The organism is Pseudomonas frederiksbergensis, from assembly GCF_000802155.2.
Taxonomy (GTDB): domain Bacteria; phylum Pseudomonadota; class Gammaproteobacteria; order Pseudomonadales; family Pseudomonadaceae; genus Aquipseudomonas; species Aquipseudomonas frederiksbergensis_A.
Genome location: NZ_JQGJ02000003.1, coordinates 309,203 through 332,645 on the forward strand (window position 1 = coordinate 309,203; position 23,443 = coordinate 332,645).

The 23,443-nt window shown below is 64.1% G+C and carries 30 protein-coding genes; 17 read left to right on the forward strand and 13 right to left on the reverse strand.

Translation table 11 applies throughout. The annotated features are described in order from the left end of the window. The first annotated feature begins 9 nt into the window (after window positions 1-9). Window positions 10-1,377: a DUF2868 domain-containing protein gene (locus JZ00_RS07370; protein WP_039590412.1), complete on the forward strand. Its 1,368-nt coding sequence runs from the start codon at window positions 10-12 to the stop codon at window positions 1,375-1,377. After that, a complete protein-coding gene (locus JZ00_RS07375; RefSeq protein WP_039590408.1) occupies window positions 1,370-2,743 on the forward strand; it encodes a GTPase/DUF3482 domain-containing protein in 1,374 nt (457 codons plus the stop codon). Before JZ00_RS07370 ends, JZ00_RS07375 begins: the two co-directional genes overlap by 8 nt. A gap of 71 nt (window positions 2,744-2,814) precedes the next feature. Here JZ00_RS07375 and JZ00_RS07380 read toward each other — a convergent pair whose 3' ends face one another. After that, window positions 2,815-3,306, reverse strand: a complete 492-nt coding sequence (locus JZ00_RS07380; RefSeq protein ID WP_039590407.1) for a 2-thiouracil desulfurase family protein — start codon at window positions 3,304-3,306, stop codon at window positions 2,815-2,817. Window positions 3,307-3,308: 2 nt separating this feature from the next. Next, window positions 3,309-3,941 (reverse strand): 2OG-Fe(II) oxygenase, encoded by a 633-nt coding sequence (locus JZ00_RS07385; RefSeq protein ID WP_039590406.1) that lies wholly within the window; start codon window positions 3,939-3,941, stop codon window positions 3,309-3,311. Window positions 3,942-4,080: 139 nt separating this feature from the next. Between JZ00_RS07385 and JZ00_RS07390 the strand changes: the two genes are divergently transcribed. After that, a complete protein-coding gene (locus JZ00_RS07390; RefSeq protein WP_039590401.1) occupies window positions 4,081-4,824 on the forward strand; it encodes a DUF2059 domain-containing protein in 744 nt (247 codons plus the stop codon). Between the two features lie 45 nt (window positions 4,825-4,869). On the opposite strand, the gene bipL is transcribed toward JZ00_RS07390, so the two are convergent. Further along, window positions 4,870-5,817: a phospholipase BipL gene (gene bipL, locus JZ00_RS07395; RefSeq protein WP_039590400.1), complete on the reverse strand. Its 948-nt coding sequence runs from the start codon at window positions 5,815-5,817 to the stop codon at window positions 4,870-4,872. 107 nt (window positions 5,818-5,924) lie between these two features. Between bipL and JZ00_RS07400 the strand changes: the two genes are divergently transcribed. The 14 genes from JZ00_RS07400 to JZ00_RS07465 all read left to right on the forward strand — a co-directional run bounded on the left by JZ00_RS07400 (window position 5,925) and on the right by JZ00_RS07465 (window position 15,554). Next, window positions 5,925-6,500, forward strand: coding sequence for a DUF6436 domain-containing protein (locus tag JZ00_RS07400; RefSeq protein WP_039590397.1), 576 nt, complete (start codon window positions 5,925-5,927; stop codon window positions 6,498-6,500). 406 nt (window positions 6,501-6,906) lie between these two features. Further along, window positions 6,907-7,830: a sigma 54-interacting transcriptional regulator gene (locus JZ00_RS07405; RefSeq protein ID WP_039590395.1), complete on the forward strand. Its 924-nt coding sequence runs from the start codon at window positions 6,907-6,909 to the stop codon at window positions 7,828-7,830. A gap of 92 nt (window positions 7,831-7,922) precedes the next feature. Next, window positions 7,923-8,132, forward strand: a complete 210-nt coding sequence (locus JZ00_RS07410; RefSeq protein WP_029612820.1) for a hypothetical protein — start codon at window positions 7,923-7,925, stop codon at window positions 8,130-8,132. 59 nt (window positions 8,133-8,191) lie between these two features. Next, the gene (locus JZ00_RS07415; protein WP_039590394.1) at window positions 8,192-9,121 is read left to right on the forward strand and encodes a type III secretion protein; all 930 of its coding nucleotides are present in this window, start codon (window positions 8,192-8,194) and stop codon (window positions 9,119-9,121) included. Window positions 9,122-9,149: 28 nt separating this feature from the next. Next, entirely contained in the window at window positions 9,150-9,524 is a 375-nt protein-coding gene (gene sctI, locus JZ00_RS07420) for a type III secretion system inner rod subunit SctI (RefSeq protein WP_039590393.1), read from the forward strand. Between the two features lie 13 nt (window positions 9,525-9,537). After that, complete coding sequence (sctJ, locus tag JZ00_RS07425) at window positions 9,538-10,413, forward strand: type III secretion system inner membrane ring lipoprotein SctJ (protein ID WP_039590392.1); 876 nt, start codon at window positions 9,538-9,540, stop codon at window positions 10,411-10,413. After that, on the forward strand, window positions 10,410-10,997 hold the full coding sequence (locus JZ00_RS07430) for a hypothetical protein (protein ID WP_039590391.1): 588 nt from the start codon (window positions 10,410-10,412) through the stop codon (window positions 10,995-10,997). The genes sctJ and JZ00_RS07430 overlap by 4 nt, the downstream gene beginning before the upstream one ends. Further along, a complete protein-coding gene (sctL, locus tag JZ00_RS07435; protein WP_039590390.1) occupies window positions 10,975-11,556 on the forward strand; it encodes a type III secretion system stator protein SctL in 582 nt (193 codons plus the stop codon). Before JZ00_RS07430 ends, sctL begins: the two co-directional genes overlap by 23 nt. A gap of 168 nt (window positions 11,557-11,724) precedes the next feature. After that, on the forward strand, window positions 11,725-11,949 hold the full coding sequence (locus JZ00_RS07440; protein ID WP_039590389.1) for a type III secretion protein: 225 nt from the start codon (window positions 11,725-11,727) through the stop codon (window positions 11,947-11,949). Beyond that, window positions 11,936-12,361, forward strand: a complete 426-nt coding sequence (locus tag JZ00_RS07445) for a type III secretion system chaperone (protein ID WP_039590388.1) — start codon at window positions 11,936-11,938, stop codon at window positions 12,359-12,361. The genes JZ00_RS07440 and JZ00_RS07445 overlap by 14 nt, the downstream gene beginning before the upstream one ends. Then, window positions 12,354-14,504 (forward strand): type III secretion system outer membrane ring subunit SctC, encoded by a 2,151-nt coding sequence (gene sctC, locus JZ00_RS07450; protein WP_039590387.1) that lies wholly within the window; start codon window positions 12,354-12,356, stop codon window positions 14,502-14,504. Before JZ00_RS07445 ends, sctC begins: the two co-directional genes overlap by 8 nt. Next, window positions 14,501-14,710, forward strand: coding sequence for an HrpT family type III secretion system protein (hrpT, locus tag JZ00_RS07455; RefSeq protein WP_039590386.1), 210 nt, complete (start codon window positions 14,501-14,503; stop codon window positions 14,708-14,710). The genes sctC and hrpT overlap by 4 nt, the downstream gene beginning before the upstream one ends. Before the next feature lie 6 nt (window positions 14,711-14,716). After that, complete coding sequence (locus JZ00_RS07460) at window positions 14,717-15,094, forward strand: hypothetical protein (RefSeq protein WP_039590385.1); 378 nt, start codon at window positions 14,717-14,719, stop codon at window positions 15,092-15,094. 10 nt (window positions 15,095-15,104) lie between these two features. Further along, entirely contained in the window at window positions 15,105-15,554 is a 450-nt protein-coding gene (locus JZ00_RS07465) for a type III secretion system chaperone (RefSeq protein ID WP_039590384.1), read from the forward strand. A 62-nt stretch (window positions 15,555-15,616) separates the two neighbouring features. Here JZ00_RS07465 and JZ00_RS31185 read toward each other — a convergent pair whose 3' ends face one another. From JZ00_RS31185 to JZ00_RS07515, 10 genes are all read right to left on the reverse strand, one after another. After that, window positions 15,617-16,126 (reverse strand): type III effector, encoded by a 510-nt coding sequence (locus tag JZ00_RS31185; protein WP_196304809.1) that lies wholly within the window; start codon window positions 16,124-16,126, stop codon window positions 15,617-15,619. A 117-nt stretch (window positions 16,127-16,243) separates the two neighbouring features. Beyond that, window positions 16,244-17,344 carry a type III secretion system export apparatus subunit SctU gene (gene sctU / locus JZ00_RS07475; protein WP_039590383.1) on the reverse strand — a complete coding sequence of 367 codons (1,101 nt, stop codon included), beginning with the start codon at window positions 17,342-17,344 and terminating at the stop codon, window positions 16,244-16,246. 15 nt (window positions 17,345-17,359) lie between these two features. Next, a complete protein-coding gene (sctT, locus tag JZ00_RS07480; RefSeq protein WP_039590380.1) occupies window positions 17,360-18,157 on the reverse strand; it encodes a type III secretion system export apparatus subunit SctT in 798 nt (265 codons plus the stop codon). After that, the gene (gene sctS / locus JZ00_RS07485; RefSeq protein ID WP_039590378.1) at window positions 18,157-18,411 is read right to left on the reverse strand and encodes a type III secretion system export apparatus subunit SctS; all 255 of its coding nucleotides are present in this window, start codon (window positions 18,409-18,411) and stop codon (window positions 18,157-18,159) included. Before sctS ends, sctT begins: the two co-directional genes overlap by 1 nt. Window positions 18,412-18,420: 9 nt before the next feature. Then, a complete protein-coding gene (sctR, locus tag JZ00_RS07490; protein ID WP_039590376.1) occupies window positions 18,421-19,074 on the reverse strand; it encodes a type III secretion system export apparatus subunit SctR in 654 nt (217 codons plus the stop codon). Further along, entirely contained in the window at window positions 19,071-20,171 is a 1,101-nt protein-coding gene (gene sctQ, locus JZ00_RS07495) for a type III secretion system cytoplasmic ring protein SctQ (RefSeq protein WP_039590375.1), read from the reverse strand. Before sctQ ends, sctR begins: the two co-directional genes overlap by 4 nt. Next, window positions 20,168-20,728, reverse strand: coding sequence for a type III secretion system HrpP C-terminal domain-containing protein (locus JZ00_RS29710; protein WP_052742289.1), 561 nt, complete (start codon window positions 20,726-20,728; stop codon window positions 20,168-20,170). Before JZ00_RS29710 ends, sctQ begins: the two co-directional genes overlap by 4 nt. After that, window positions 20,721-21,140: a hypothetical protein gene (locus JZ00_RS07505; RefSeq protein WP_039590373.1), complete on the reverse strand. Its 420-nt coding sequence runs from the start codon at window positions 21,138-21,140 to the stop codon at window positions 20,721-20,723. Before JZ00_RS07505 ends, JZ00_RS29710 begins: the two co-directional genes overlap by 8 nt. Next, window positions 21,127-22,482, reverse strand: a complete 1,356-nt coding sequence (locus tag JZ00_RS07510) for a FliI/YscN family ATPase (RefSeq protein WP_039590371.1) — start codon at window positions 22,480-22,482, stop codon at window positions 21,127-21,129. Before JZ00_RS07510 ends, JZ00_RS07505 begins: the two co-directional genes overlap by 14 nt. After that, on the reverse strand, window positions 22,482-23,375 hold the full coding sequence (locus JZ00_RS07515; RefSeq protein WP_039590368.1) for an FHA domain-containing protein: 894 nt from the start codon (window positions 23,373-23,375) through the stop codon (window positions 22,482-22,484). Before JZ00_RS07515 ends, JZ00_RS07510 begins: the two co-directional genes overlap by 1 nt. Window positions 23,376-23,443 lie beyond the last annotated feature (68 nt).

Consider the following 23,443-nt stretch of genomic DNA (forward strand, 5'->3'; position numbering starts at 1 on the left):
GAAGCCCCCGTGACAGAACTGCAGAACCTCTGGTTGACCGAGACGATACGCCTGCGTGAAGAACACGCCGGCCCGCTCGAGGACCAGGAAGCCAATCGCCTGGCCCGCGCGGCAGGAGGTGATCTATCCACCCGCATCCGCCACCGCGCCCGCTGGCTGGCCGACCGCGACGGCCTCGTCCAAGCCCTGCGCCACTGGCTGCAAGGCGCGCGCCTGGCACTGTTGGTATTGGCGGTGCTCGCCGTCGCGAGCGGCGCCGGCCTGGGGTTTGCCGCGCTCGGCGATGGACGTACGCCGGTGAATGTCTTCTGGGCCTTGGGTAGCTTGTTGGGGCTGAACGTGCTCCTGCTCATCGGTTGGGCCCTGGGCTTGATATTCGCCGGGGAACAAGGCGCCACGCTGGGACGCCTTTGGCTGTGGCTCAGCGAAAAACTCGCCCGCGATGCCAAGGCCGCCCAATTGGCGCCAGCCCTGCTGCTATTGCTGCAACGGCACCGACTCAATCGCTGGGCCCTCGGCGTGCTGGTCAACGGCTTGTGGCTGCTGGCGATGCTCAGCGCGCTGGTGATCGTATTGATGCTGATGGCGACCCGGCGTTATGGCTTCGTCTGGGAAACCACGATTCTTGGCGGCGAGACCTTTGTCACCATGACCCAGGTCCTCGGTGCGCTGCCCGCCTTGCTCGGCTTCAGCGTGCCGACCGTCGAGATGATCCGTGCCAGCGGCGACGCCGCGTTGAATATCGAAAGCGCTCGCCAGGCCTGGGCCGGCTGGCTGGTCGGCGTCCTGTTGGTCTACGGCTTGCTGCCGCGCCTGTGCCTGGCTTTGCTGTGCCTGTGGCGTTGGCGTCGTGGCCGCGCCAGACTTCGCCTGGACTTGAACCTGCCCGGCTACGCGCAGTTGCGCGAGCGATTGATGCCCAGCAGCGAACGCCTGGGAGTCAACGACGCCGCGCCCGCGCAACTGCACCGAATCGACAGCGCCATCGGCGCAATGGAAAGCGACGGCGCGTTGCTGGTGGCGATCGAGCTGGACGAACGTCCCTGGCCGCCAAAGCTGCCCGACTCTGTTAAAAACGCGGGCATCCTCGACAGCCGCGAGTCTCGCCACAAACTCTTGGAACAACTCTCACGCTTCCCTCCCGCGCGCCTGGCGATTGCCTGCGACCCTCGGCGTTCGCCGGATCGCGGCAGCCTTGCGTTGATTGCCGAACTGGCCCGCAGCGCCAGCGCTACCCGCATCTGGTTGTTGCAGGCGCCGCCCGGCGAAGCACTGGACGGCGAGCGCCTGGGGGACTGGCACAACGCGCTGCAACAACTGCAATTGCCATTCGCCGACTGCGCCCCGATGAACTGGCTGGAGACCGGCCATGACTGAACCCTTCAAGCCGTTGAAGCTCGCGGTGGTCGGCCACACCAATGTCGGCAAGACTTCGTTGCTGCGGACCCTGACCCGCGATGTCGGCTTCGGCGAGGTCTCCCATCGCCCGAGCACTACGCGTCACGTCGAAGGCGCTCGCTTGTCAGTGGATGGCCAGGCGCTGCTGGAACTGTACGACACGCCGGGACTGGAAGACGCCATCGCCTTGCTCGATTACCTCGAACGTCTCGAACGTCCCGGTGAGCGCCTGGACGGCCCGGCACGCCTGGCGCGCTTCCTTGACGGCAGCGAGGCCCGGCAACGTTTCGAGCAGGAAGCCAAAGTGCTGCGGCAGTTGCTCGCCAGCGATGCCGGGCTGTACGTCATCGATGCCCGCGAACCGGTGCTGGCCAAATACCGTGATGAATTGGAGGTCCTCGCCAGCTGCGGCAAGCCGCTGCTGCCGGTGCTCAACTTCGTCAGCAGTGCCCAGCATCGCGAGCCCGAGTGGCGCGAAGCCTTGGCGCGATTGGGCCTGCATGCGCTGGTGCGCTTCGACAGTGTTGCCCCGCCGGAAGATGGCGAACGACGCCTGTACGAAAGCCTGGCGCTGTTGCTGGAAAGCGCGCGCGGACAACTGGAGCGCCTGATCGTCGATCAACAGGCCCAGCGCCTGGCGCGCCAGCAGAGCGCGAAGCGCCTGATCGCCGAGCTGTTGATCGACTGCGCCGCCTGCCGCCGCAGTGTCGCCAGCGATGCCGATCTGGAGCACCAAGCCATCAGCCAATTGCGCGACGCCGTCCGTCAGCGCGAGCAACGCTGCGTCGAGGCCTTGCTCAAGCTCTACGCCTTCCGTGCCCAGGACGCAGCCGCCAGCGACTTGCCCTTGCTGGATGGTCGCTGGGGTGATGACTTGTTCAATCCCGACACCCTCAAGCAACTGGGCGTGCGGGTCGGTGGCGGAATCGCGGCGGGGGCTGCGGCCGGCGCCGGCGTGGACTTGCTGGTGGGAGGCCTGACCCTTGGCGCCGCCGCCCTGGCCGGAGCGATTGCCGGCGGTGCACTGCAAACCGCCCGCAGCTATGGCAACCGATTGATGGGCAAGCTCAAGGGCCAGCGTGAACTGACCGTGGACGACAACGTGCTGCGCCTGCTGGCCTTGCGCCAACGGCAATTGCTGCAAGCGATCAATCAACGCGGTCATGCGGCGATGGACAGCATCCGCATCGCCACGCCCCAGGACAAGACCTGGCGCGAAGGCAAGCTGCCCGAGGCCTTGAGCAAGGCTCGAGCGTATCCGCAGTGGTCGTCGCTCAATGCCAATCCTCGCTTGAGCCAGGCTGAGCGACAGGAACAGATCGAGCAGCTGGCCGGGCAGCTTTAGACCACCAGCCTGAGCCTTCTTTTGTGGCGAGGGGATTTATCCCCTCGCTACAAAAAAGCGGTTCGCCGCAACTATTCTGCGGCCAACTCGTTTAGCGCCGACGCCGCTTCAGCCAGCTCCAGTTCACTGAACACCCGCACGCCATGGCGCCTGAGCAACGCCGCCGTCACGCCCTCGCCAGGGACCTTCACGCCGCTGAACGTGCCGTCATAGGTCAGCAGGTTGCCGCACGAGGGGCTGTTGGCCTTGAGCACGGCGATGCGGATGCCGTGCTCGCGCACCAATTCCAGCGCTTGATAGGCGCCCGACAGAAACTGCACGGTCACGTCCTCGCCATCGGAGGTTATGACGGCCGCGTCGCCATCGAGCACCTGCGCACCCTGCCCTCCGGGGATCTCCGCTGCCGCCCGAGGCGTGGGCAAACCACCGGCGACTTCCGGACACAGGGGCACGATCCGACCCTCGTCGAGCCATTGCTGGAGCTGATCGAATGGCCCGCTGGCACCTGCGTCATAACGCACGCGGTGACCGAGCAGACAGCGGCTGACGAGGATCTTGTCCATGTTCAGAACAACTCGTTGCCGCGGCGTCGGAACCAACCGGTCAAGGACAGCCGCTCACGCGTCGCCGGCAACACTTCATGGGGAATGTCCCCCGAGAGAAACACCACCAGGCAGCCGCCCGTGGGCACTACGTCGTGCTCCGCACTTTCGTCCAGGTACATGCGCAACTGACCGCCGTGCTCCGGCAACCAGGCGTCATTGAGATAGAGCACCGCCGAGACCATGCGCCGATCATCGTCGCGAAAACGGTCGACGTGCTTGAGATAGAACGCGCCAGGCGGGTACAGGGCGAAGTGGCTCTCAAAGTCTTCCAGGCCAAGGAACAGCCCCCGGTTAAGGGCCTCGCGCAGGCTGTCCATCAGACCCAGGTAACGGTCGCAGGCTTCAACCTGGCCGGGCTCGATCCATTGGATGCGATCGCCACGAATCCCCTCGCGGATCTCCGAAAAAGGCCCGCGCCCAACGGCGGCCGGGGCCAGTTCACCTTCAGCGGCGCGCTGGCGGCATTCAGCCGCCAGGGCGCGCGTCAGCGCATCCGGCAGGAAGATGTTCTGCTGCGACCAGCCACGCTCGGCCAGGTCGTCGACGATACGTAACAGCAACGGATGATCAGAAGGTATTTGCATGGCGCGCATAGTATTCCTGTGCCTGCAAAACCGACAGCGCCGCGCAGCGGGTTGATCGCCCCTGTTGCACTGCAGTACGAACTTGATACGAATTCTCGACAAGTCCCCGCCCCCCACGGAGAATAGTCGGCTGCTGACAGGAGTCCCTATGCGCCGTTTGCTTTTCTCACTGTTGATGTTCTGCGTATTGCCCGCCTGGGCAGACAGCTACGACCAGTTGTACAAGGTCGCCGGCTGGCCGGAACAACGGGCGCATTTCAATGACGCCTTGAACGCCGCGCAGCAGCGCTATCAAAACAGCCTGCCGCCTGCGGTGTTCCAGGCGTTGGTGAACAACAGCAACCAACGGTTCGCGCCCCAGGCCATGGACCAACGGGCCGAGGCACAGTTGCGCAAGCATCTTGGCGATCCGAATCCGGCCCTGAGTTTCTTCCAATCGCCGCTGGGCCGCAAAGTTGTCGCGGCCGAACTGCTGGCGACCCGGCGCGACCAATTGGCAAAGAACGCCAAGGGCCTGCCGAAAATGCAAGCCAGCGACAATCGCCTGCTGATCATCGGTCATCTGGCCCAGGCCCTGCCCGCCCGTGAAGCCGGTGCCGAAGTCAGCCTGGCGATCGCCGGCGTGGCCGCCGACAGCCTGAGTTCGATGATTCCCGGCTTGCTGGGCGGTGGACAGGCCCAAGGCATGTTGAACGGCCAGCGCCAGCGCCTGATGGACCAGATCGGTACGGACCTGAACAACACGTTGCTGTACGTCTACCGTGACTTGAGCGACACCGAGCTGGAAGAGTTCGCGACCTTCGCCGAGTCGGCCGAGGGGCAGGCTTATTACCAGGCGGCGCTGGCGGCGATTCGGGCGGGGTTGGCGGTGGGGCAGAATCTGGGGCAGTAGTTCGGCACCGCCATCGCGGGCAAGCTCGCGGTGGCAATAGCCCGCTCAGCGCCGTATCCGGCTCATCCGCTTGCTCAAGAACTCAAACATCTCCTGGCGCATCGCCAACGCTTCATTCGCCAGGTGATGCCGCCCTTCAGGCAACATCAACACCTGCGGCCGATCGAACTTGCCCCGCAGCACTTGCAAGTTGTGCCGCCAATCCACTGTCATGTCCGCCTGCCCCTGCACAATCAGGGGTTGGCGCGGGCTGCTCGGCGCCGCCTCGATACGCTTGATCCACTGCGCGAGCGCGCCGACCCATGCGGTGGGCAGGCGCAACGGTTGCAGCGGATCAGCCTGCAGGAACGGCAAGAAATCCGGATCGGTGGAGTTCTCGGTGAACCGCCGGGCGATGCCAGTCACGAACGGCTTGAGCAGGTAATAACTGAGGCGCGACCAGCCCCAGGCGCGAGGCCGGACCAGGGGCGATAGCAGGATGACCTGGCCCTGGGCCGGGCTGTCAGCGCCCTGGCTGAGTACATGGTCCACCACGATCGCCCCGCCAGTGCTTTGGCCGCACAGGTGCCACGGCTGCGGCAAGCCCAGGGTTCGCGCTTCGACCAGCAGGCCCTGCAATGTCGCCTGGTAATCGGCGAAATCGCCGATGCTGGCGCGTTCGCCACTGGACAGCCCATGGCCCGGCAAGTCGCAGCTGATCACCACGAACCGCTGCTTCAGGGCCCATTCGATCAAATGCCGGTAAAGGCCCATGTGATCGTAATAACCATGAAAGACGAACACAGTCGCCACGGCGTTTTCCGGCCACCAGACCTGGCCGACCAGCTCATAGCCCGCGACGTCGAAACGACCCAAGCCCCTGCGCAATGCGCGTGCGGGGAAATCAAGTCCATAGAATCGCTGGTAGGCCTGCGCTTGCGCAGACAGCGGCTGCCACTGCGCCAAGGGTTGCAGGCTGGCGCGCAGATGATCAGGGTCGAAAGAAGCGGGCATCGGTATTCCAGGCAGAAGCGCATCGCGCGAAACAAGCTTTATAAGCCTGCGATATTCATCTGTCGCGCCGGGCATGGCAAGCTACGCGGCCTCAGAGGATCGACCCCATGCGCCCATCCCATCGCACGACCTTGCTTGCCAGCCTCCTCGCCCTCGCGTGCGCCGTCGTGCTGTGGCTCGCCTACGACTGGTTCCAGGGCCGATTCCTGAGGACATTCAGCCAACACACGGCGGTATTTTCCGGCGACCCCTTGCGCCTGCCTCCCGAACTGGCCGGCCCGGGCGCGATCCGCCTGGTGCATTTCTGGGACCCGGCCTGCCCATGCAACGTTGGCAATCAACAGCACCTCGCCGAGCTGGTCGATAAATACGCACCGCAGGGCGTGGAGTTCTATGCAGTACAGAAAACCGGCAGCCAAGGCCGCCTGCCTGCCACGCTGAACAGCCTAGAGGCACTGCCGGCGCTCCCCGGTTCGGAACAGATTCCTGCAAGCCCCGCGGTGGCGATCTGGGACCGCAGCGGCAAGCTCGCGTATTTCGGTCCGTACAGCGAAGGCTTGACCTGCAACTCGAGCAATAGCTTTATCGAACCGATACTTGAAGCACTAAGTGTTGACCGGAAAGTTAACGCGACGCATACGTTGGCGGTTGGCTGTTACTGTCCGTGGCCGACTTCAAATTGATCCAGGCAAACTACGATACGTATTGCTTAGATGCTTTCCTTGATCTCGCTAAGTTGGAGCTATTGCTCTTTTCTAGAGTCCTTGCTCGAACAGCGAGCCGGCACTGAACCGTTTGTCGGATCCAATTTTTCGAAAAGCTGCCGACCGGGCTGCTTTTCTGCCATGAACCCCCGTAAAACCGGACTTTCAGGGACTTTCAGCGTGATCTCACCGTTGAGCTGAATCGTTTAACAACCGTCGGCGCAACGTGAACTTTTCTTTAATCGGTTCTCTAAACCCGTACAGAAGATGTTGGTTACCCGTTCGATTGCGCGGCGGCGCTAGATACTGAGGAAGTTGTACACGCCCTTTTCATCGTTTTACTTGTCGACCCTCCTAAACCAAACAAAAAATGGAATCGTCAGTGATGCAAAAGTTGCTATGCGCTGCACTTTCCACTCCCACTAAAGAGGATGCTCTCAATCTTGAGGCATTTGCCCAGTGCGTGGCCCCGCTGGGGGTCGATGTGCTGTTGCGCGGCGAGACCGGCACCGGCAAGGATACGTTGGCGGAAAAAATCCATCGTATGTCTGGCCGCTCCGGCAAGTTCGTTGCAATCAATTGCGCCGCCATTCCCGAATCCCTCGCGGAGAGCCAGCTCTTCGGCGCCAATACCGGTGCGTTTACCGGTGCCAGCCAGAATCGCGCCGGGTTCGTCGAAGCCGCGCACAACGGCACGCTCTACCTGGATGAAATCGACAGCATGCCGCTGGGGCTGCAAGCCAAGCTGCTGCGAGTCCTCGAATCGAGGACGGTGCAACGGCTGGGCTCGACCCAGAACATCCCGGTGGACATGCGTGTCATCGCTTCGGCCCAGAGCCCGTTGGCGGACATGGTCGAGCGGGGCGAGTTTCGCCGGGACCTTTATTTCCGACTGAATATCATCAGCCTCAAATTGCCGCCATTGCGCAGCCGCAAGGAGCGCATCGTGCCGCTGTTCCAGTCGCTGGTGCGCCGTGAAGCCCAGGCCCTGGACCGGCCCTACGTCGCGCCTTCGCCCGCGCTGCTGCGCCAGTTGCTCGGCTACGCCTGGCCCGGAAACATCCGCGAGCTGCAATCGGCTGCCAAGCGCTACGTGCTGGGCCTGCCGGCGCTGCCCCGCGCCGAGCAGCTGGAGAACAACAGCTCGACATTGAAATTGAAAGAACATCTGCAGCAGTTCGAAAAGATCCTCATCGAGGACTGCATGCGCCGCCACCATCACTGCATCGACAAAGTCATCGCTGAGTTGGGCATCGCCCGCCGCACACTGTATTACCGGATGAAGTGCCTGCAAATATCGACGACTTGAGTAGATCGGTGGAACCGTTTTCCCAGCGGTCGCCACTCAATCGTCGAGACGTTCACGAGCGTCTTGCCATTCCACAATCCGGAGATACGACTATGAGTTTTGGTGGAGCTTCTCTCGCCGCCTCCATGGCTGCCATGCAGCAGATGGACGCCACGTCGGCGGCGATGACGACCATGAAATCCCAGTTCGACCAGCAGAAACTGGTTGCCGACACCATGAACGCCATTTCAGCGGAGTCGATGGACAGCGCGACCAAGGCCATCACCGCCATGGGGGAGGCATCGAAGAACATACGATTCTGACCCTCTCGCTCCAGCCCCGCTCCGGCGGGGAACCTCACGCGCGTTGGAGAGGAGGCCCTATGCAGATCCATTCGCCAGACAGCCTTCGTATTGCCAGGGATTCGCTCGGTGACGAGCCGACGCCGCGCCACGCCTCGACCGCGACTGGCCTGGCGAATCTGGTCGTCGAACACCTGACGCTGCATGGCGCAGGCAACCGGCTGCAGGAGTCGCTCGTTCGATGGAGCAGTGAACAGGGCTCGACAGGCGGGCAATCCCGGCCAGGCATGCCGAGCCCACAGGACAAGTGGGCCGCGCAGACCGAAGCGCCCTTGCACCTGGTGCTCGAAGATATCCTCGAAGAGATCAACGGCGGTACCGGCTCGACGCTTGATGTCGACAGCGACGATGCCTTCTCCCACGAAGACTTGTTAAACGATCTGGCGCAGATGCTCGCCCATCGCCGGCAACCCATCGGTGACAACGACGTCGACAGCCAGAGTGATTTCGGCAATGCCAACAACCCATTCTGCGGCGCGCTGTTCGGCGCCTGGGAACTGGAAGGCGAGTGCGCCACGCGGCGAAATCGCCATGACACGAGCCTGGCCCTGCTACTCAAGATCATCGCAGTGTTGGGCCGAAGGAAGCTGCTGACGCTGCTGGACGTCGACGAAGACGAAGGCCTGGCGCGCTACGAGCAGGACGACCTGGACCTGCTGTTCGAGGTCGCGGCATTCATGGACCAGCACCCGGCGCGATACCCGCCACCGACGAGCCTCGATGCACAGAAGTGGACATGGACCGAACGCATTGCCTGTGGCGCATGGCTGGACGCTCGCGAGACGCGGCTATTGCAACTTGCCCTGGAGGAACTGGACCTCGCCCTGGCCCGCTTGGCCGGCCAGCACGCCCCGATGCAGCGGCGCGGCCGACGCAACCGGGAAGAAATCGAATTTCACCTGAGCGTCACCGCAAGCACTCGCAACGTCTTGAGGCTGATGTACGCCTAAAGCATCACCCTGAACCTGGAGAACATCCATGACCCTGCAAGCCATCGACACCACCAGCGTTGCCTCCACCGCCACCAAACCCGGCGGCAGCCCGCACGCGCGGGCCGAGACCAGCGATGTCAGCTGGTTCAACGCGCAAATGCACGAAAAAACCCCCGTTCCGGACAGCGAAAACAACGTCGCGGCGAGGATCATCGATTCGCTGTCCAGCCGCTCCGGCGAGTTGCAGCGCCTGGAGGAACGCGCCAACCGGGACATGCTCAAGGCCATTCGCACCGCCGATCCCCAGGACATGTTGCAGTCGAACCGATCGCTGTCTTCCTTTCACCTGGAAAGCCTGATGACCGCGAAGATCGTCAGCAAGGGCTCCCAGGCGATCGAGAAGCTCACCAATCTCCAATAAAGGGACGCCAGCCATGTTCGCGCGCGCATTCTCCCCTCTAGTGCTGTGCCTGTTGCTCGCCGGTTGCGACGAAAGGACTGCGCTGCACAGCCACCTTTCCGAGCAGGATGCCAATGAAGTGATCGCCGAGCTGGCGGACAAGAACGTCGAGGCCAGCAAGCAGGTCGACAAGGATGGCTTGACCGTGCTGGTCGAACCGGCCGACATGAACAGCGCCGTGCAAGTGCTGGAAGCGGCCGGGCTACCGCGAAGATCGCGCTCCAGCCTGGGGGAAATCTTCCGCAAGGAAGGCGTGATCTCCACGCCGATGGAAGAGCGTGCCCGCTACATCTACGCATTGTCCCAGGAGCTCGAATCGACGCTGTCGCAAATCGACGGCGTGGTGCTCGCACGGGTCCATGTGGTCCTTCCGGAACGGGTCGCGCCAGGCGAGCCGGTGCAGCCGGCATCGGCCTCGGTATTCATCAAGCACACCAGCGCGCTCGATCCCGACAGCATCACGCCGCGAGTGCGCAACCTGGTCGCCAGCGGGATTCCTGGCATGGCCGACGCCGCCCAGAATCCGGCCAAGCTGTCGGTGGTCTTCGTGCCCGCCGCGGCTTATCAGGAACGGCGCAAGATGGCCTATTTCGGTCCGTTCCTGATGCAGGCCGATGACATCGGCTACTGGAGGGGCATGACCGTGGCGGCCGGCATCACGTTGTTCGCACTTCTGGCGGGCGCCATGTACGGCCTCTACCGGTTGTGGCGCAACGGCGTGCTGGTGCTGCCGCGCTTTTTCGATCGCAAGACCGGAACGCCGACGCCGCAACCGAGCGGTGCAACACCGTCGCTGTTTGCGGTAAAGAACCCGGGAGCCAAGCCTGACAGCAAGGGGACGGCAGCATGAAAACGGCGCTCGATTGGGTTCGCTGGTGGAGCCACGCGTGGCGCGAAGCCGACCCAGACTGGTATCCGCCAGCGCTTCGCCTGTTGACCGCAGCACAAATGGACGCCTTGGCGCGAGGGCATCATGCTGCACTGGCGCGCAGTTTCGGCATCACGCCCTGCATGCCGCCGCAGCCCAGCCCTTCGGTGCTGTCGCTATGCTGCGGCACGCCCCGAACCGTGCACCTTGCTTGCCAATTGGTGGCGAACACGTGCTCGCCGTCAACGGCATCCGATGAGCTTTGCCCACAGGACCGAGCCTGGTGCGAGCGCACCGCCAAGGCGCTGCGTCCCGGCCATTGGCTTGAACAAGGCCAGGATTCGCTCGCGCTGCTGCGCGCCTGGCTGGGAGAACGGACGTGGGAGCGGGCGCGCCTGGCCTTCCCTCGCAGCAGGATTATCGCCCTCCAATCGCAACCCTCCCCGCAGGCGCCTGGCGCCAAGCTCAATACGCTCTGGCAATCCGCCTGCTGGAAAGCCGAGCAAAGCCTGGCGCCCTCCACCACCCCAACGGAGACTCACGATGCTCGCCCGGCGCTCGCTTGAACTACGCCCCGACGGTCAAGGCCTGCAACAGTCCTACATCCCTCGAGAAACCCTGGCCGACTGCGGCCGGGCACAGGTTGTGCTCGAACAAGCCCAGGCCCAGGCCGCACAGCTGATTGCGCGCGCCGCCGAACAGGCCGACGCAGCAGTGATCGAGGCGCAAGCACAGTTCTGGAAGAAAGCCGAAACCGTGCTCGCCGCCTGGGAAACCCAGCGCCAGGCCATGTGGGAACGGATCGAGACCAGCGCCGCGCAGCTGGTCAACGAGGCCCTGGGGACGCTTCTGGAGGAGATTCCAGCGCAGTCACGCATCGATGCGCTCGTGCGTCAGCTTGCGACGCGCCAGGACGACCCCATCGAAGCCACCCTTCGCTGCCACCCCGCAGACCTGCCTCGCTTGACGCAAAGCTTGGGCACGGCTGGCGAACGTCCTTGGACGCCCATGGCGGACGCCAACATGGATGTTCACCAGCTGAGGCTGGAAACGCCAGGAGGTACGTTCCTGCTCGACTGGGAAACAGCCGTCGAGGCCTTGCGCCTGCCTGAATCGCAGCAATAGCACCAAGATCCCGTGGCGAGGGAGCTTGCTCCCTCGCCACGGGGGATTGCGCGCCCCTGAAGAACCGCGCGTCTCCCCTCCCGTTTCTTTTTCCTCACTTTTCGCGGAACCGCCACTGGCGTAACCACCACTCATCCGGTGAATACGTCTACCTCGGAGGAACCGTCCATGTCTTCTATCGATGCCATCCAGCGCCGCCTCGACACCTATTTCCAGCGCGCGACCGATAACGTCAACAACGCGGCAATCAACGCCGCGCAGAGCCAATCACTCGACGATATGCATTCGTTCGTGACCAGCATGAACGGCATGTCGGTGGCGGTGAACGCGGCGACTCAACAAACCGCCGCCCACCACAATCTCGCCAAGGCGATCATCGATGCAATGCCATGAGCTGCGCTCACAGCTCGCCCGCTGGAGCGCCAGCGTCGATGGCCCGGAGCATTTCGCCGTCGTCGTCGACGATGGCGAAGCAGCTTTCGACAAGCTTGAGGACGGCCTGCTGGTATCGGTCGAGTTGAACGCCCCGCAAAGCAACGAAGCCTCCCTGGAGGACATTTTGCGACTGGCGCAACCAAGCCTCTCGCGATTTCCCGGAGCGCTGGCCCGCTCGCCCCAGGACGAGCGGTTATGGCTACTGGCGCACCTGCCGCCGGACGCCCACGTCGACGACCTGGTCGAAGTGCTCGAAGCCCTGCTCAACCAGCGGGATACCTGGCAATCGATTCTCCATAAAGAACAACGTGCCGTGGCGCGACGCCCCTCGCACTTTCACTTGCTCGGAACAGGAATCCGCCATGCCTAACAGGTGGCTTGCACCGTACTGCTCGATGGCCTCAGGCAAGGTGAGCCTTGGCCGGTCGATCGCGCATCGCTGGACCAAAACCTCGCTGCTCGCGCTGGCGCTGGCTGCTGCCCTAGGCGCAGGCATGCCGGTCGAGGCGGCGGTCCCGACCGACTGGAAGAACACGCCATACGCCTACGACGCGCAGAACACGCCGTTGCCCAAGGTCCTCGGCGACTTTGCCAATACCTTCGGCGTGCAACTGGTGCTCGACGGTACGGTGAAGGGCACTGTCGATGGCCGGATGCGCGCCGACAGCCCCCAGGCGTTCCTCGATCGGCTCGGCCTGGAAAACCGTTTCCAATGGTTCATATACGGCAACACCATGTACGTCAGCCCACTGCAAAACCAGACCTCAAAGCGCCTGGAAGTGTCCGCCGACGCGGCACCGGACATGAAACAAGCCCTGACCGACATCGGCCTGCTCGACTCACGTTTCGGTTGGGGCGAGTTGCCCGACGAAGGTGTGGTGCTGGTCTCCGGCCCGGAACGCTACGTACGCCTGGTGGCGCGATTTGCCGAAGCGCGCAAGACGCCTGAAGAAAAGCAGGAAGTGATCAGCTTCCCGCTGCGTTATGCCACTGCCGCCGACCGCAGCGTCAATTACCGCGGCGATACGCTGGTGATCCCCGGGGTCGCGACTATCCTCAAAGGCCTGTTGGAAAGCCGCAGCGCGGTTTCGGGGGGAATGCAGGCCACTTCGCCGCAAGGCGCGTTCCAGAACATGCAGGCCCAGCAGTCCATGAGCATGGGCAACATCGAGCAGTTGGCGTTGAACGGCATGGGACGACCGAACACCAATCGCGTGCAACCGGGAGGGAACACGAGTTCCGGCGGCCGGGGGCGGATCCGCGTCGAAGCCGATGTGCGCAACAATGCGGTGCTCATCTACGACTCACCCAAACGGCGGGAGATCTACACACCGCTGATTCGTGATGTCGACGTCCCACGCAAACTCGTCGAGATCGATGCAATCATCCTCGACATCGACCGCACCCAACTGGCCGAGCTCGCCTCCAACTGGAACGTCGAGAGCGGCGACCTGATCGGCGGCGCCTCGATGATTCGCCCTGGCGCCAGCTCGACGGTGTTCATCCAGGACTACGGCGACTTCTCCGCACAATTGCGAGCCCTGGAAGGTCGTGGCCTGGCCTCGGTGGTGGCGAACCCATCGGTGCTGACCCTGGAAAACCAACCGGCGGTCATCGACTTCAGCCGGACCGAATACATCTCCGCCATCGGCGAACGCGTGGCCACCGTCGAGCCCATCACGGCGGGCACCAGCCTGCAGGTCGTGCCCCACACCATCGAGACCGGCGGTCGCAATCAGATCCAGATGTTCCTGGACATCGAAGACGGCCGCATCGAACCCTCGGAGGTCGGCCAGCAGACGCCCAGCGTACGCCGCGGCGTGGTCAGCACCCAAGCGGTGATGGGTGAAAGCCGCTCGTTGGTGGTGGGCGGTTTTCATACCGAGGAAACCGGCGACAACCTTGAGCGAGTGCCGTGGCTGGGGCGCATCCCGCTGATCGGGCCGCTGCTGTTCTCGTCAACCACGCGCGAGACCAGCCGCCGCGAACGGGTATTCATCCTGACGCCCCGCCTGATCGGCGACCAGGTCGACCCGGCGCGCTACATCTCCGCGCTCGACCGCGAACAGGTGGACAGCGCCATGGCGCGCCTGGAAGAACGGCGCAACGGCACCCGCCCCATCGGTCGCGTCGAGGTCAGCGATGTCTTGGCGCAACTGGCCGATGGCAACATTCCGGCGACGTTCAAGCAGGCCACCTCGATTCCTTACTCACCCGACACCCTGTGCGCGTTGCAACCGGGCTTGTCCCTGGATGCCGGCCGCGCCCAATGGTTCGCCGGCCCGGACTACGGCATCGCCGTGGGCGTGGTACGCAATGACGGCGACCGGCGGTTGCGCTTCGACGAAGCGAGCTGCAGCACCCGCTGGACCCTGGCGAGTTCCGCCTGGCCGAAGGTGTGGCTCGAGCCCGGTGAAGAAACGGAAGTGTTCGTCGTCATGAAACAACCCAAGCGCACGCCAGGCGGCGGACGCGCTTCCCTCTTGCAAACCAGTGCGAGGACCGCGCCATGAGTCGCACGCTGAAGCTGCTTGTCTTGTTGCTGAGCCTGCCGGTATTCGCCGGCTGTGCAAACCGCTGGGGCTGCGAGGGCGATGCCTGTGACCGCGCCGAACCCGATACCGGCCGCCTGGTGATCTGGTGGTCGCCGGGCATGCGCGGTGGCCTGGGCTCCCCCGAACACCCGCTCGACCACACGGTCGTTCCACTGGAGAACTGAAACGGTATGTCTTTTTCGGTACACAGCGTAAGCACGCGCCAGGCTTTTCAGAAAAACATCATCGCCGGCATCGCGACGTATTGGGAAATAGCCCCGGGCATCGAGTTTTGCTTGCGACGCGAGCCCCACAGCGTGGGGCTCGCCTTGCAGGTACAAAGCCAGGCACTGGGCGTCAATCAACTCCAGCGCGCGCTCGAACGCCGCTTCGCCCAGCCGAGTGACTATGCGCAGCTGTTCCTGTTTCTCGATCCGCAGCGGGCATTGGTGGTCTGGCAAGCGCTGCCCGAGGCGCCGATATCCTCGGAACTGCTCGATGAGATCCAGTCCAGGCAGTTATCGCTGCTGGGCCTGGAGGACCTTGACGACTATTGCGTCACTTATTAAGGGAGGCTTCATGATGGCCACACCGCTCGCCCAACGCCTGATCGCGGCGCTGGCGGAACATCTGCATACCGATCTTCAGCTGGAGGGCGGCGTGTGCGCACTGTACGACACGAACAATCGCGAGGCCGTGATCATCGAGCTGCCTGATCACGGCGACGTCGCCATCCTGCATTGTTCGATCGAGGTGCCCCTGCACACGCCCGGCCTGCACAAGCGCTTGCTGGAACTCAACTTTCGCCTGGACTTGCTCGCCGGCAGTTGGCTGGCCCTGGACGACCAGGGCAGCGTTCGCTTGTGTGCCCACTGCCCGTTGTCGATGCTGGATGAAGCGCAGTTCTGCCATTGGATCGTGGGCTTCATCGCGCAGGTCGGCGAGGTGCGTACACGCTTGGTAGCGTCCGCAACGCCAACGGCTTCACGTCCAGCCTCGCTCAATGCGAGCCGCCCGCGACTGGTCTAGACAGAACGTGGCGAGGGATTTATCCCTCGCCACGGGTTGTTCCTGCAAAGTGATCACGAATCCTACCGAAGCTTCATCGCCTCGCCACCCTCCTGCATGACTTTACGTGCGGTGTCCATGAAGCCCTTGGTGACCTCCGTCACCGTATCGCTCATCAGCTTGGCCATGTCGGCGGAGCTTTTGACCAGCACCATGGCGCTCTGGCGCTCCTCCATTTGCATTTGCATGTCGAACTGCCTTTCCATCAATTGCCTTTGACGGGTCTCCATTTCATTCATGAACGAGTCGGGCGTGCGAGGTGCCGGCGTTGAGCTGGACCCTTGCGTGTCATCCAGCGGCCGATCCTCGGCCCTTGCCGTGCGGTTCGCGCCCCGGGTGCGGGGCCGGCCACGTTGATGCACCGCAGGGGGCATCGACGACGAACGCCCTCGCTCGTGCAGGCTTTGGGTGCCGGTGCGCTGCTGGGCCTCGCGAGGCTGCTGGCTCAGCGAGGGTGAGCGCGATGAGTGCAAGCCTTCGGTGCCATGCAGGGCACCGGTGCTCCTTATGGATAGCGGATTGGGTTCAGGCATGGGAAATCTCCACGAGTCGATGGGCGTGCAAGGTGCACTGTCGGCAAGCAGGCATCGCTCGGGCGAGCCTCGCTCCCTAGCTGAGTGGTATCTCCCGGTGCGGCGGTTCCATCGTTCTCAGCGCAGGTTCAGTTCGGGGATTTCGATCACGTCGCCCTTGGCTTCGTCATCCAGCTCGCGCAGCACCCGATAGATGTGCGCAACGGCCTGGAGCGTCTCCCTCGGGATGTAACCACCAACGTCTTCGCGGTAAATCGTCCGCGCCAGCCAGATACATTGGATGACCGGGATCCGCGCCGCCTTCGCCCGCTCGATCAGCGCGCGGGCATCGGCGTCGACCCCTTTGGTGATCAACTGCGGCAACGGTGTTTCTTCCGGTCGGTAGAGCAGTGCGACGGCGAAGTGAGTGGGGTTGACCACCACCACGTCGGCCTCCTCCACCGGCTTGGTTTCCTTGCCGGCGGGTTGGTCGATCAATTGCCGGGCCAGGCTGCGGCGATGCATCTTGACGTGGGGGTCGCCCTCCATTTCCTTGAACTCCTTGCGCACCTCTTCCTCGCTCATGCGCAAGCGCTTGGCGAAGAAATACTTCTGCAAGCCGAAATCGAGAATCGCCAACACCAGCAACACGCCCAGGCAAATGTGCATGATGTGCCGGAACAAGCCGGCAAGCCCGCGCCAATAGCTGTCGAGGTCTCCATTGACCAGACTGATCAACGACCCGAGGGCAGGCATCGTCACCAGGTACAACACACTGGCAATGAACACCGCCTTGACCAGCCCCATGAACAGCTGGATCAGCGCCTGGGCGGAAAACATCTGCTGGGCCTGGTTCAACGGATTCAAGCGATTCGGATCGGGCTGGAGGGCCTCGGGTGCGAACAGGAAGCCGAACTGCACCCAACCGGCGATCAGGCGCGTGGCAATGGCCAGCCCCACGGTCATCAAGGTAAAACTCAGTAGCACGCCGCCGGCATGGGCCAGGGTTTCCTCGAAGGCGCGGACAAAGTCGCCATCGAGCCGGTGCAGCGGGAACGCGACCATGTCGCCCAGCGCCTGCATGCTGTTATCGGCCTGGGTCAATGCCACTTCGGTGACAGCCGTGAGCACAAGCAGGCTGCTCAGGTCCTGGCTCTGGCCGACCTGACCCTTCTTGCGTGCGTCGCGGATTTTTTTCGGCGTCGCCTGCTTGGTCTTTTCGCCGCTGTCTTCGCTCATGTACGAGCCCCTCCTTCAGGGCGCCGGCACTAACAGATGCAGCAGATGACGGATCTCTGCATATCGGCTGAGACGGCCGGTCATCGCGTCCCACAGCGTGGGCAGGTAGAACAGCAGGAAGCCCAGGCCGACCAGGCTCTTGGCCGGCATGGCGAGGACGAACACCTGCAATTGCGGGCTGTACAGGCTCAGCAGGGCCAGGGCGAATTCCACCAGCAACAGCAAGCCGATGAAGGGCGCTGCGTAGAGCATCATGTGCATGAACATCTCGCCAAGCAGCCCGAGAAACACGCCGAAGCCATCCGCGCCGGGCAACGGAAACCAGACCGTGGGCGACCACACCAGGTAGCTGTCCCAGATCACTTGGGTCAGCGTGCCGATGCCGAGAGTGGCGACCAGCAACAGGATGGTCATTTCCTTGAACAGATGGCCCAAGGGCGTCGTGTCGGTGCCGAGTGCAGGGTTCAATTGCCCGCCGATGAGCGCGCCACGCTGGTTGTCGAGCAAGGCCCCCACCGATTCGTAGAGCCAGAACGGCATCGCCAGCAGCACGCCCAGCAGCAGGCCCAGCAAGACCTCCTTGAACATCAGCCCGCCCAGGGTCAGCCAGTTGGCCTGGGCATCAATCAACGCCTGGCGAATACCCGGCGCGGGCAGCATGCCCAGGGCAAACACCACGGCGTGGCGTGGCAAGCCTCGCAGGTGCTGGAAGCAGAACACCGGGACCAGGTACGCCACCGGATAAATGCGCGCCATGCCGAGGGCGATCGACAGCAGCAAGTCGAAATAGGGAACGAACGCCTGGGCCGTCATCAGGTGCTGGCCATCAGTTCAAATGCCCGGCGTAGCAGCCCCAGCAACTCGCCGCCGATCCAGCGACCGGTAAACAGCAAGGTCAACCCCACTGCCACCAGCTTGATACCGAAGGGCAAGGTCTGGTCCTGGATCTGCATCAAGGCCTGCACCAGGGAAGTCAGCACGCCGACGATCACCGCCACGATCAAGGGCGGTGCGGAAAGCAGGACCACCAGCAACATGCCCTCCTTGAACAACGTCAGCGCGTCCATCGCGGGCCCTCAGAGATAGGAGTAGAAAAGACTGTCGAGCAGTTGCGTCCAACCTTGCACGAGGACGAACACCAACAGCTTGAGCGGCAGCGAGATGGTCATCGGCGCGACCATCTGCATGCCCAGCGCGAGCAGCAGGTTGGACACGATGAGGTCGATGACGATGAAGGGGATATAGATCAGGAATCCCATCTGGAAGCCTGCTTCGAGCTCCGACAACATGAAGGCCGGGATCAGCAGCATCAGGTCGTCGCGACTGGCTTGCTCGGCACGCTCCTTGGGCCACATGCGCTGGGTGTTTTCCAGCAGGTGGGCGAGGATGTCCGGGTTGGTGTTGCGCGACATGAAGGCCTGCAACGGCTTTACCGCGTTCAAGGCAGAACCTTGCAGTGCCTCGGTGTTGCTGAAATCCAGGGGTCGCTCCTTCAGCTCTTCGGCGATGTCATGGCCGACCGGCGCCATGATGAACAGTGTCGCGGCCAACGCAATGGCATACAGCGCCATGTTCGGCGGCACCTGCTGCACACCGATGGCGTTGCGGGTGATGGTCAGCACGATGGCGATCTTGAGGAAGGCGCTGCAAATGATCAGCAGCAGGGGAACCAACGAAATCCCGCCGATGAACAGCGCCAGCAGAAAGGGGTCGACCCCCTGGAAGCTCATCCAGCCACATCCACGCGGGTGATTTGCAGGCCGAGCCGGCCATCCACGTCCACCAATTCGCCATGGGCCAGGGCACGTTCGCCATGGAACAACGCCGCCGTGCCCGGCGCCACGCCTTGAATCTGAAGCACCGAACCGGGGGCCAGGTTGCGCAGCTCGCCCAGGGCCAGGCTCAAGCGGCCACAACGTATCGTCAGTGCCACGGACAGGTCATCGAAGCGCTCGCCGACGGCGGCCGGCTGGTAGCCCGGCGCATCGGCGTCTTGCGCGTGCGCATCGCCAGGCAATGGGTAATCAGCCGCCATGGGCGCTTCGGCGTCGGGTTCGTAGCCGGTGGTGTCGTCCCACTCGGGCGTCAGGATGTCGGTGTCGGCGGTGGTGCTCATATCGGTTTCCTCCAAGGCGAGCAAGGTCAGGCGCAACGGTGCGGCACGATCATCGACCCGCACCTGCAAACAATGCCGGCCCAGGCGAATCAGCCCCTGACCGGATGAATCGAACAGCGCGGATTCCGGCACCAGCACGTCACCGGGGCGCAGCGCAGCCAAGTGCCCGGCAGCCAACACCAGGTGTCCGAGCGGCAGCGGGACATCCAGCAGAACATCCTCGCGCCAGGGCGCCAGCCGCCGCTGCCAGGGCGCGGCGCGGAGCAGCCCCAGCAGGGTTGCCCCGCCGATGTGCAGCTGGTTCGTGACATGCGCCGCGCCCAGCTGAACGTCGATCCTGCAGGCAATGCCCTCGGCCACCGGTGCGGCGAGCGGCCGGAGAAAACCGAATGCCTGGCGCAAGGGCTCGCTCAGGGTTTGCTGGAACAGCGCCCAGAACCAGGCGTCATCCGAACCCGGCTCGGCAGGCATGACCACCGGGCATTCTCCGAACAAGCTGAGTAGCGGGCCGGGCTCGTCGAGGGCCAGGACACCATGGGCGCACGCCAGCCCATACGGCGCACTTCCCCCGACGCCGCTGCCCAGGGTCAGTTGCACAAGACCTGCTTCACCGGCCACCTGAAAGGGCAAACTGACGCCAGTTCCCAATAGCTGCCGGGCGACGGCGGCGTCGCCGCTCATCGTTGGCAACGCCAATGCTTGTACGCTCATGTCACGCTCGCCTCGTCTTCGTCGGTAACACGTACCGTCACCGGTTGGCCCAGGCTCTGGGCCAAAGCTTCTTCAAGGCGTCCGGATCGACTCGACAGCCGCGCACGCGCGCCTTCGGTTTCGCCGCTCAGGCCGATGTCCCAGCCGGACGCCCCGCCCAACCGCTGCGCAGAGACCCTGATGCGCCCCAGATGGGGAAGGTGCAGCAGCAGGTCCAGTTGCTGGTCGACCGTCGCTCGCAGCCGTGGCGACAGTTGGTCGACAAAGGCTTCCACTTCGCCGCTGTCCTGGCCCACCAGCCCCGACAGGGAACCGGTGCCGGCGGTGTCGTCCTCACAGCCGCCTTGTGGCGCATCGACCCACTGGCGAAACCAGTAGCCATCGCTGCGCTCCGCCACGGGTTCCGGGTCGCGCCCGGTTGCAGGCGCAGGCTCGCGCACCGCCGGACGACTGGCCTGGCTCACATGGGCCGGCAATTGTTCATACGCTCGAGGGGCGTGACGAACGGGTGGCGCGAGAGGGGATGTCGATTCACCGCGCAGGGTGCGTTCATTCATCACTGGGATCCTCCACCAGGTAATCCATCATGGCGCTGAGCTTTTCCAGGTCGCGCCTACGCCTTTGCAACCGCTGCCGGGCGGCTTCGGTGCTGCGCGCCTGTTGCGCCTGTTCCTCGTCGAGCGCCTGCAAGGCCTGCGCTTGCTCGGCCAGTTCGCCGATCAGGCGCCGTTCCTCGGTGCTCCAGGCATTGAGCTCACACACACTCAGCGCACGGCCGCGGTGCTCGCCGTACAACGCCTCGCGCTGCGTCACCTGCTGTTCGCTCGCGGCCTGCCAGCGCACCCGCGCGGCGGCAACCGCTGCTTCACGCTCGCGCAACAGGTCGCGCTGTTGCCGCCAGGCCCGTTCGGCTTGCGCTTCGCGGTGCCGACGCACCGGCGCCAGGGCGTCCAGATCAGCCCGGGACATAAGCGGTCAACTGCTGGAGATGGGCGAACGTCGCCGCAAACGGCTCCGGCTCGCGCAGGTCCTGGCGCAGGAATGCGTCCAAGGCGCTGCGCGATTCCACCGCCAGGTCGGTCAAGGGATCGGCGCCGGCCTGGTATTCGCCCAGGCGCAGCATCAGTTCGATTTGATCGTAGGCCGAGAGCAAGCGGCGCAGATTGATGCCCGCGCGCAGGTGCTCGGCCTCGGCCACATTGGCCAAGGTCCGCGACAGGCTGGCAAGCACGTCGATGGCCGGGTAGTGACCGCGTTCGGCGAGTTTGCGCGACAGGACGATGTGACCGTCGAGCAGCGAACGCACTTCGTCCGCCACCGGGTCGTTCATGGAATCCTGTTCGATCAGCACCGTGTACAACGCGGTGATCGCGCCGTCATTGCTCAGCCCGGCCCGCTCAACCAGGCGCGGCAACAGGCTGTACACCGAAGGAGGCAGGCCGCCGCGTCCCAACGGCTCGCCGGCGGCCAGGCCGATTTCCCGTTGCGCACGGGCGAACCGGGTCAGCGAATCGATGAGCAGCAGGACGCGTCGGCCCTCGGCACGAAAACCCTCGGCCAACGCCGTGGCGGTGAATGCCGCGCGGGCGCGCTCCATGCTGGAACGGTCGGACGTCGCGCACACCAGGACCGCACGGGCACGCAGTTCATCATCCAGCTCATGGTCGAGGAATTCGCGCAGCTCGCGCCCCCGTTCACCGATCAGGCCGAAAACGATTACGTCGCAGTCGACGTTGCGGGCGATCTCCGCCAACAGCGTCGTCTTGCCGCAACCGGCGCCGGCAAACAATCCGACACGTTGGCCTTCGCCGAGGGTCAGCGCTGCGTCGATGGCGCGCACGCCTGTCATCAGCGGCCGCTGGATGCGCGGCCGTGCAGTCGGCGGCGGGGCTTCGCCGATCACTTGCGAGGCATATGGCACTTGAGGTCCGGCGAACGCCCCAACGCCGCCCTCCAGCAGAGGCCGACCAAAGCCATCCAGCACCTGGCCCAGCAATTGCGGCCCGACGATCACCCGATGCGGCATGCCCAACGGTTCCACGGCCGCGCCGACACGAACGCCCTCCAGGCCGCCGAGGGCGCTGAGCAAGGCGTCGTGACGGTCGAAGCCGACGATCTCGGCCAGCAATGGCTCGCGTGCATCACGCTCGACTTGGCAGAGGTCACCGATCTGCGCCCCTGGCAGCCGGCATTGCAACAGGATCCCGCTGACCCGCTGCACCCGTCCACGCACCATGACCGGCGCGAATCGGCGCAGGCGTGCCCGCTGCCCGGCCTCCCAGCTCTCCAAACGGGCGATGGCGGCTTGCATCACCACGTAACCTCGTAGCGTTGCTCGCCTTCGAACGTCACCTTGCCGCTGTCGATGGCGGTCAGCCGCAGGCCATCGATCTGATCCCCCAGGAACAGCCGGCGCCCATCGGAGGTGACGACGTGACCACGCTTGCCACCAACAATCTGGGCGATCTGAAACGGTAGTTGCGTCAATCGTTCCTTGACGTTGGCGGTGATCTCGACCGACGTATCGTAGCGAGCATGGAAACGCTCCATCAGCCGCTCGACCACCGCCAGGCGCTGACGCGGCAGCTCGCCCACCAGCGCCAGCCGACCGTCCTGTACCTCGGTCCGCACATCGGCATCCAGGTCTCGTTCCTGGAGCATGCGATCCAGCTCCAGGCGAACCGCCTCCACCGTGTCCAAAGCAGCCTTGGCCTGCTTGTGCTGCTGCACCGCACTGGGCGCCACCGTCGGTGCCGGTTGGCTGGTAAAGGCCCAGGCGCTGGAGGCAACGGTGATCACCGCCACCGCGATCCCCACGCGCTTGGGCCATGACGGCCGCGCTGCAGGTTTATGGGCATCGCGCTCGACTGTCAGGTGCGCAGCGTCATCCAGGGCCGCGTCTTCGGGCCAAGGTTGGTCGGCGGGAGCCAGGCACAGCCAGATGCCGGCGATGGAAAAAGGCGTATTGCCCGGCAACGGCCCGGGCGATGCCCAAGGTTGGCCTTGCCCGTCACACACTGCGCCCTCCAGTGATTCCAGCAGCCATTGGCCCTCGACCTGCCTGAGAGTCGCGTGACGGCCGCAGACACCTGGGTCGTATAGCGCAAGGTCGGCATCCTCCGCCGCCCCGACCACCCATTGCTCACCTACCAGCGGCAACGCCGCACCTCGGTGCAGACCACTCAATACACGCAGCTCGAACATGGCCAACTCCTCAAGGCGCGACAGATGTGCGCCGGCAATCCGCTTGAAGGACGGGGCACGGGTGGCCC

Bases quoted from the DNA above. Each gene is read 5' to 3' on its own strand.
- JZ00_RS07375 (WP_039590408.1), top strand. From the start codon at position 1,370: ATGACTGAACCCTTCAAGCCGTTGAAGCTCGCGGTGGTCGGCCACACC.
- JZ00_RS07380 (WP_039590407.1), bottom strand. From the start codon at position 3,306: ATGGACAAGATCCTCGTCAGCCGCTGTCTGCTCGGTCACCGCGTGCGT.
- JZ00_RS07385 (WP_039590406.1), bottom strand. From the start codon at position 3,941: ATGCGCGCCATGCAAATACCTTCTGATCATCCGTTGCTGTTACGTATC.
- JZ00_RS07390 (WP_039590401.1), top strand. From the start codon at position 4,081: ATGCGCCGTTTGCTTTTCTCACTGTTGATGTTCTGCGTATTGCCCGCC.
- bipL (WP_039590400.1), bottom strand. From the start codon at position 5,817: ATGCCCGCTTCTTTCGACCCTGATCATCTGCGCGCCAGCCTGCAACCC.
- JZ00_RS07400 (WP_039590397.1), top strand. From the start codon at position 5,925: ATGCGCCCATCCCATCGCACGACCTTGCTTGCCAGCCTCCTCGCCCTC.
- JZ00_RS07405 (WP_039590395.1), top strand. From the start codon at position 6,907: ATGCAAAAGTTGCTATGCGCTGCACTTTCCACTCCCACTAAAGAGGAT.
- JZ00_RS07410 (WP_029612820.1), top strand. From the start codon at position 7,923: ATGAGTTTTGGTGGAGCTTCTCTCGCCGCCTCCATGGCTGCCATGCAG.
- JZ00_RS07415 (WP_039590394.1), top strand. From the start codon at position 8,192: ATGCAGATCCATTCGCCAGACAGCCTTCGTATTGCCAGGGATTCGCTC.
- sctI (WP_039590393.1), top strand. From the start codon at position 9,150: ATGACCCTGCAAGCCATCGACACCACCAGCGTTGCCTCCACCGCCACC.
- sctJ (WP_039590392.1), top strand. From the start codon at position 9,538: ATGTTCGCGCGCGCATTCTCCCCTCTAGTGCTGTGCCTGTTGCTCGCC.
- JZ00_RS07430 (WP_039590391.1), top strand. From the start codon at position 10,410: ATGAAAACGGCGCTCGATTGGGTTCGCTGGTGGAGCCACGCGTGGCGC.
- sctL (WP_039590390.1), top strand. From the start codon at position 10,975: ATGCTCGCCCGGCGCTCGCTTGAACTACGCCCCGACGGTCAAGGCCTG.
- JZ00_RS07440 (WP_039590389.1), top strand. From the start codon at position 11,725: ATGTCTTCTATCGATGCCATCCAGCGCCGCCTCGACACCTATTTCCAG.
- JZ00_RS07445 (WP_039590388.1), top strand. From the start codon at position 11,936: ATGCAATGCCATGAGCTGCGCTCACAGCTCGCCCGCTGGAGCGCCAGC.
- sctC (WP_039590387.1), top strand. From the start codon at position 12,354: ATGCCTAACAGGTGGCTTGCACCGTACTGCTCGATGGCCTCAGGCAAG.
- hrpT (WP_039590386.1), top strand. From the start codon at position 14,501: ATGAGTCGCACGCTGAAGCTGCTTGTCTTGTTGCTGAGCCTGCCGGTA.
- JZ00_RS07460 (WP_039590385.1), top strand. From the start codon at position 14,717: ATGTCTTTTTCGGTACACAGCGTAAGCACGCGCCAGGCTTTTCAGAAA.
- JZ00_RS07465 (WP_039590384.1), top strand. From the start codon at position 15,105: ATGATGGCCACACCGCTCGCCCAACGCCTGATCGCGGCGCTGGCGGAA.
- JZ00_RS31185 (WP_196304809.1), bottom strand. From the start codon at position 16,126: ATGCCTGAACCCAATCCGCTATCCATAAGGAGCACCGGTGCCCTGCAT.
- sctU (WP_039590383.1), bottom strand. From the start codon at position 17,344: ATGAGCGAAGACAGCGGCGAAAAGACCAAGCAGGCGACGCCGAAAAAA.
- sctT (WP_039590380.1), bottom strand. From the start codon at position 18,157: ATGACGGCCCAGGCGTTCGTTCCCTATTTCGACTTGCTGCTGTCGATC.
- sctS (WP_039590378.1), bottom strand. From the start codon at position 18,411: ATGGACGCGCTGACGTTGTTCAAGGAGGGCATGTTGCTGGTGGTCCTG.
- sctR (WP_039590376.1), bottom strand. From the start codon at position 19,074: ATGAGCTTCCAGGGGGTCGACCCCTTTCTGCTGGCGCTGTTCATCGGC.
- sctQ (WP_039590375.1), bottom strand. From the start codon at position 20,171: ATGAGCGTACAAGCATTGGCGTTGCCAACGATGAGCGGCGACGCCGCC.
- JZ00_RS29710 (WP_052742289.1), bottom strand. From the start codon at position 20,728: ATGAATGAACGCACCCTGCGCGGTGAATCGACATCCCCTCTCGCGCCA.
- JZ00_RS07505 (WP_039590373.1), bottom strand. From the start codon at position 21,140: ATGTCCCGGGCTGATCTGGACGCCCTGGCGCCGGTGCGTCGGCACCGC.
- JZ00_RS07510 (WP_039590371.1), bottom strand. From the start codon at position 22,482: ATGCAAGCCGCCATCGCCCGTTTGGAGAGCTGGGAGGCCGGGCAGCGG.
- JZ00_RS07515 (WP_039590368.1), bottom strand. From the start codon at position 23,375: ATGTTCGAGCTGCGTGTATTGAGTGGTCTGCACCGAGGTGCGGCGTTG.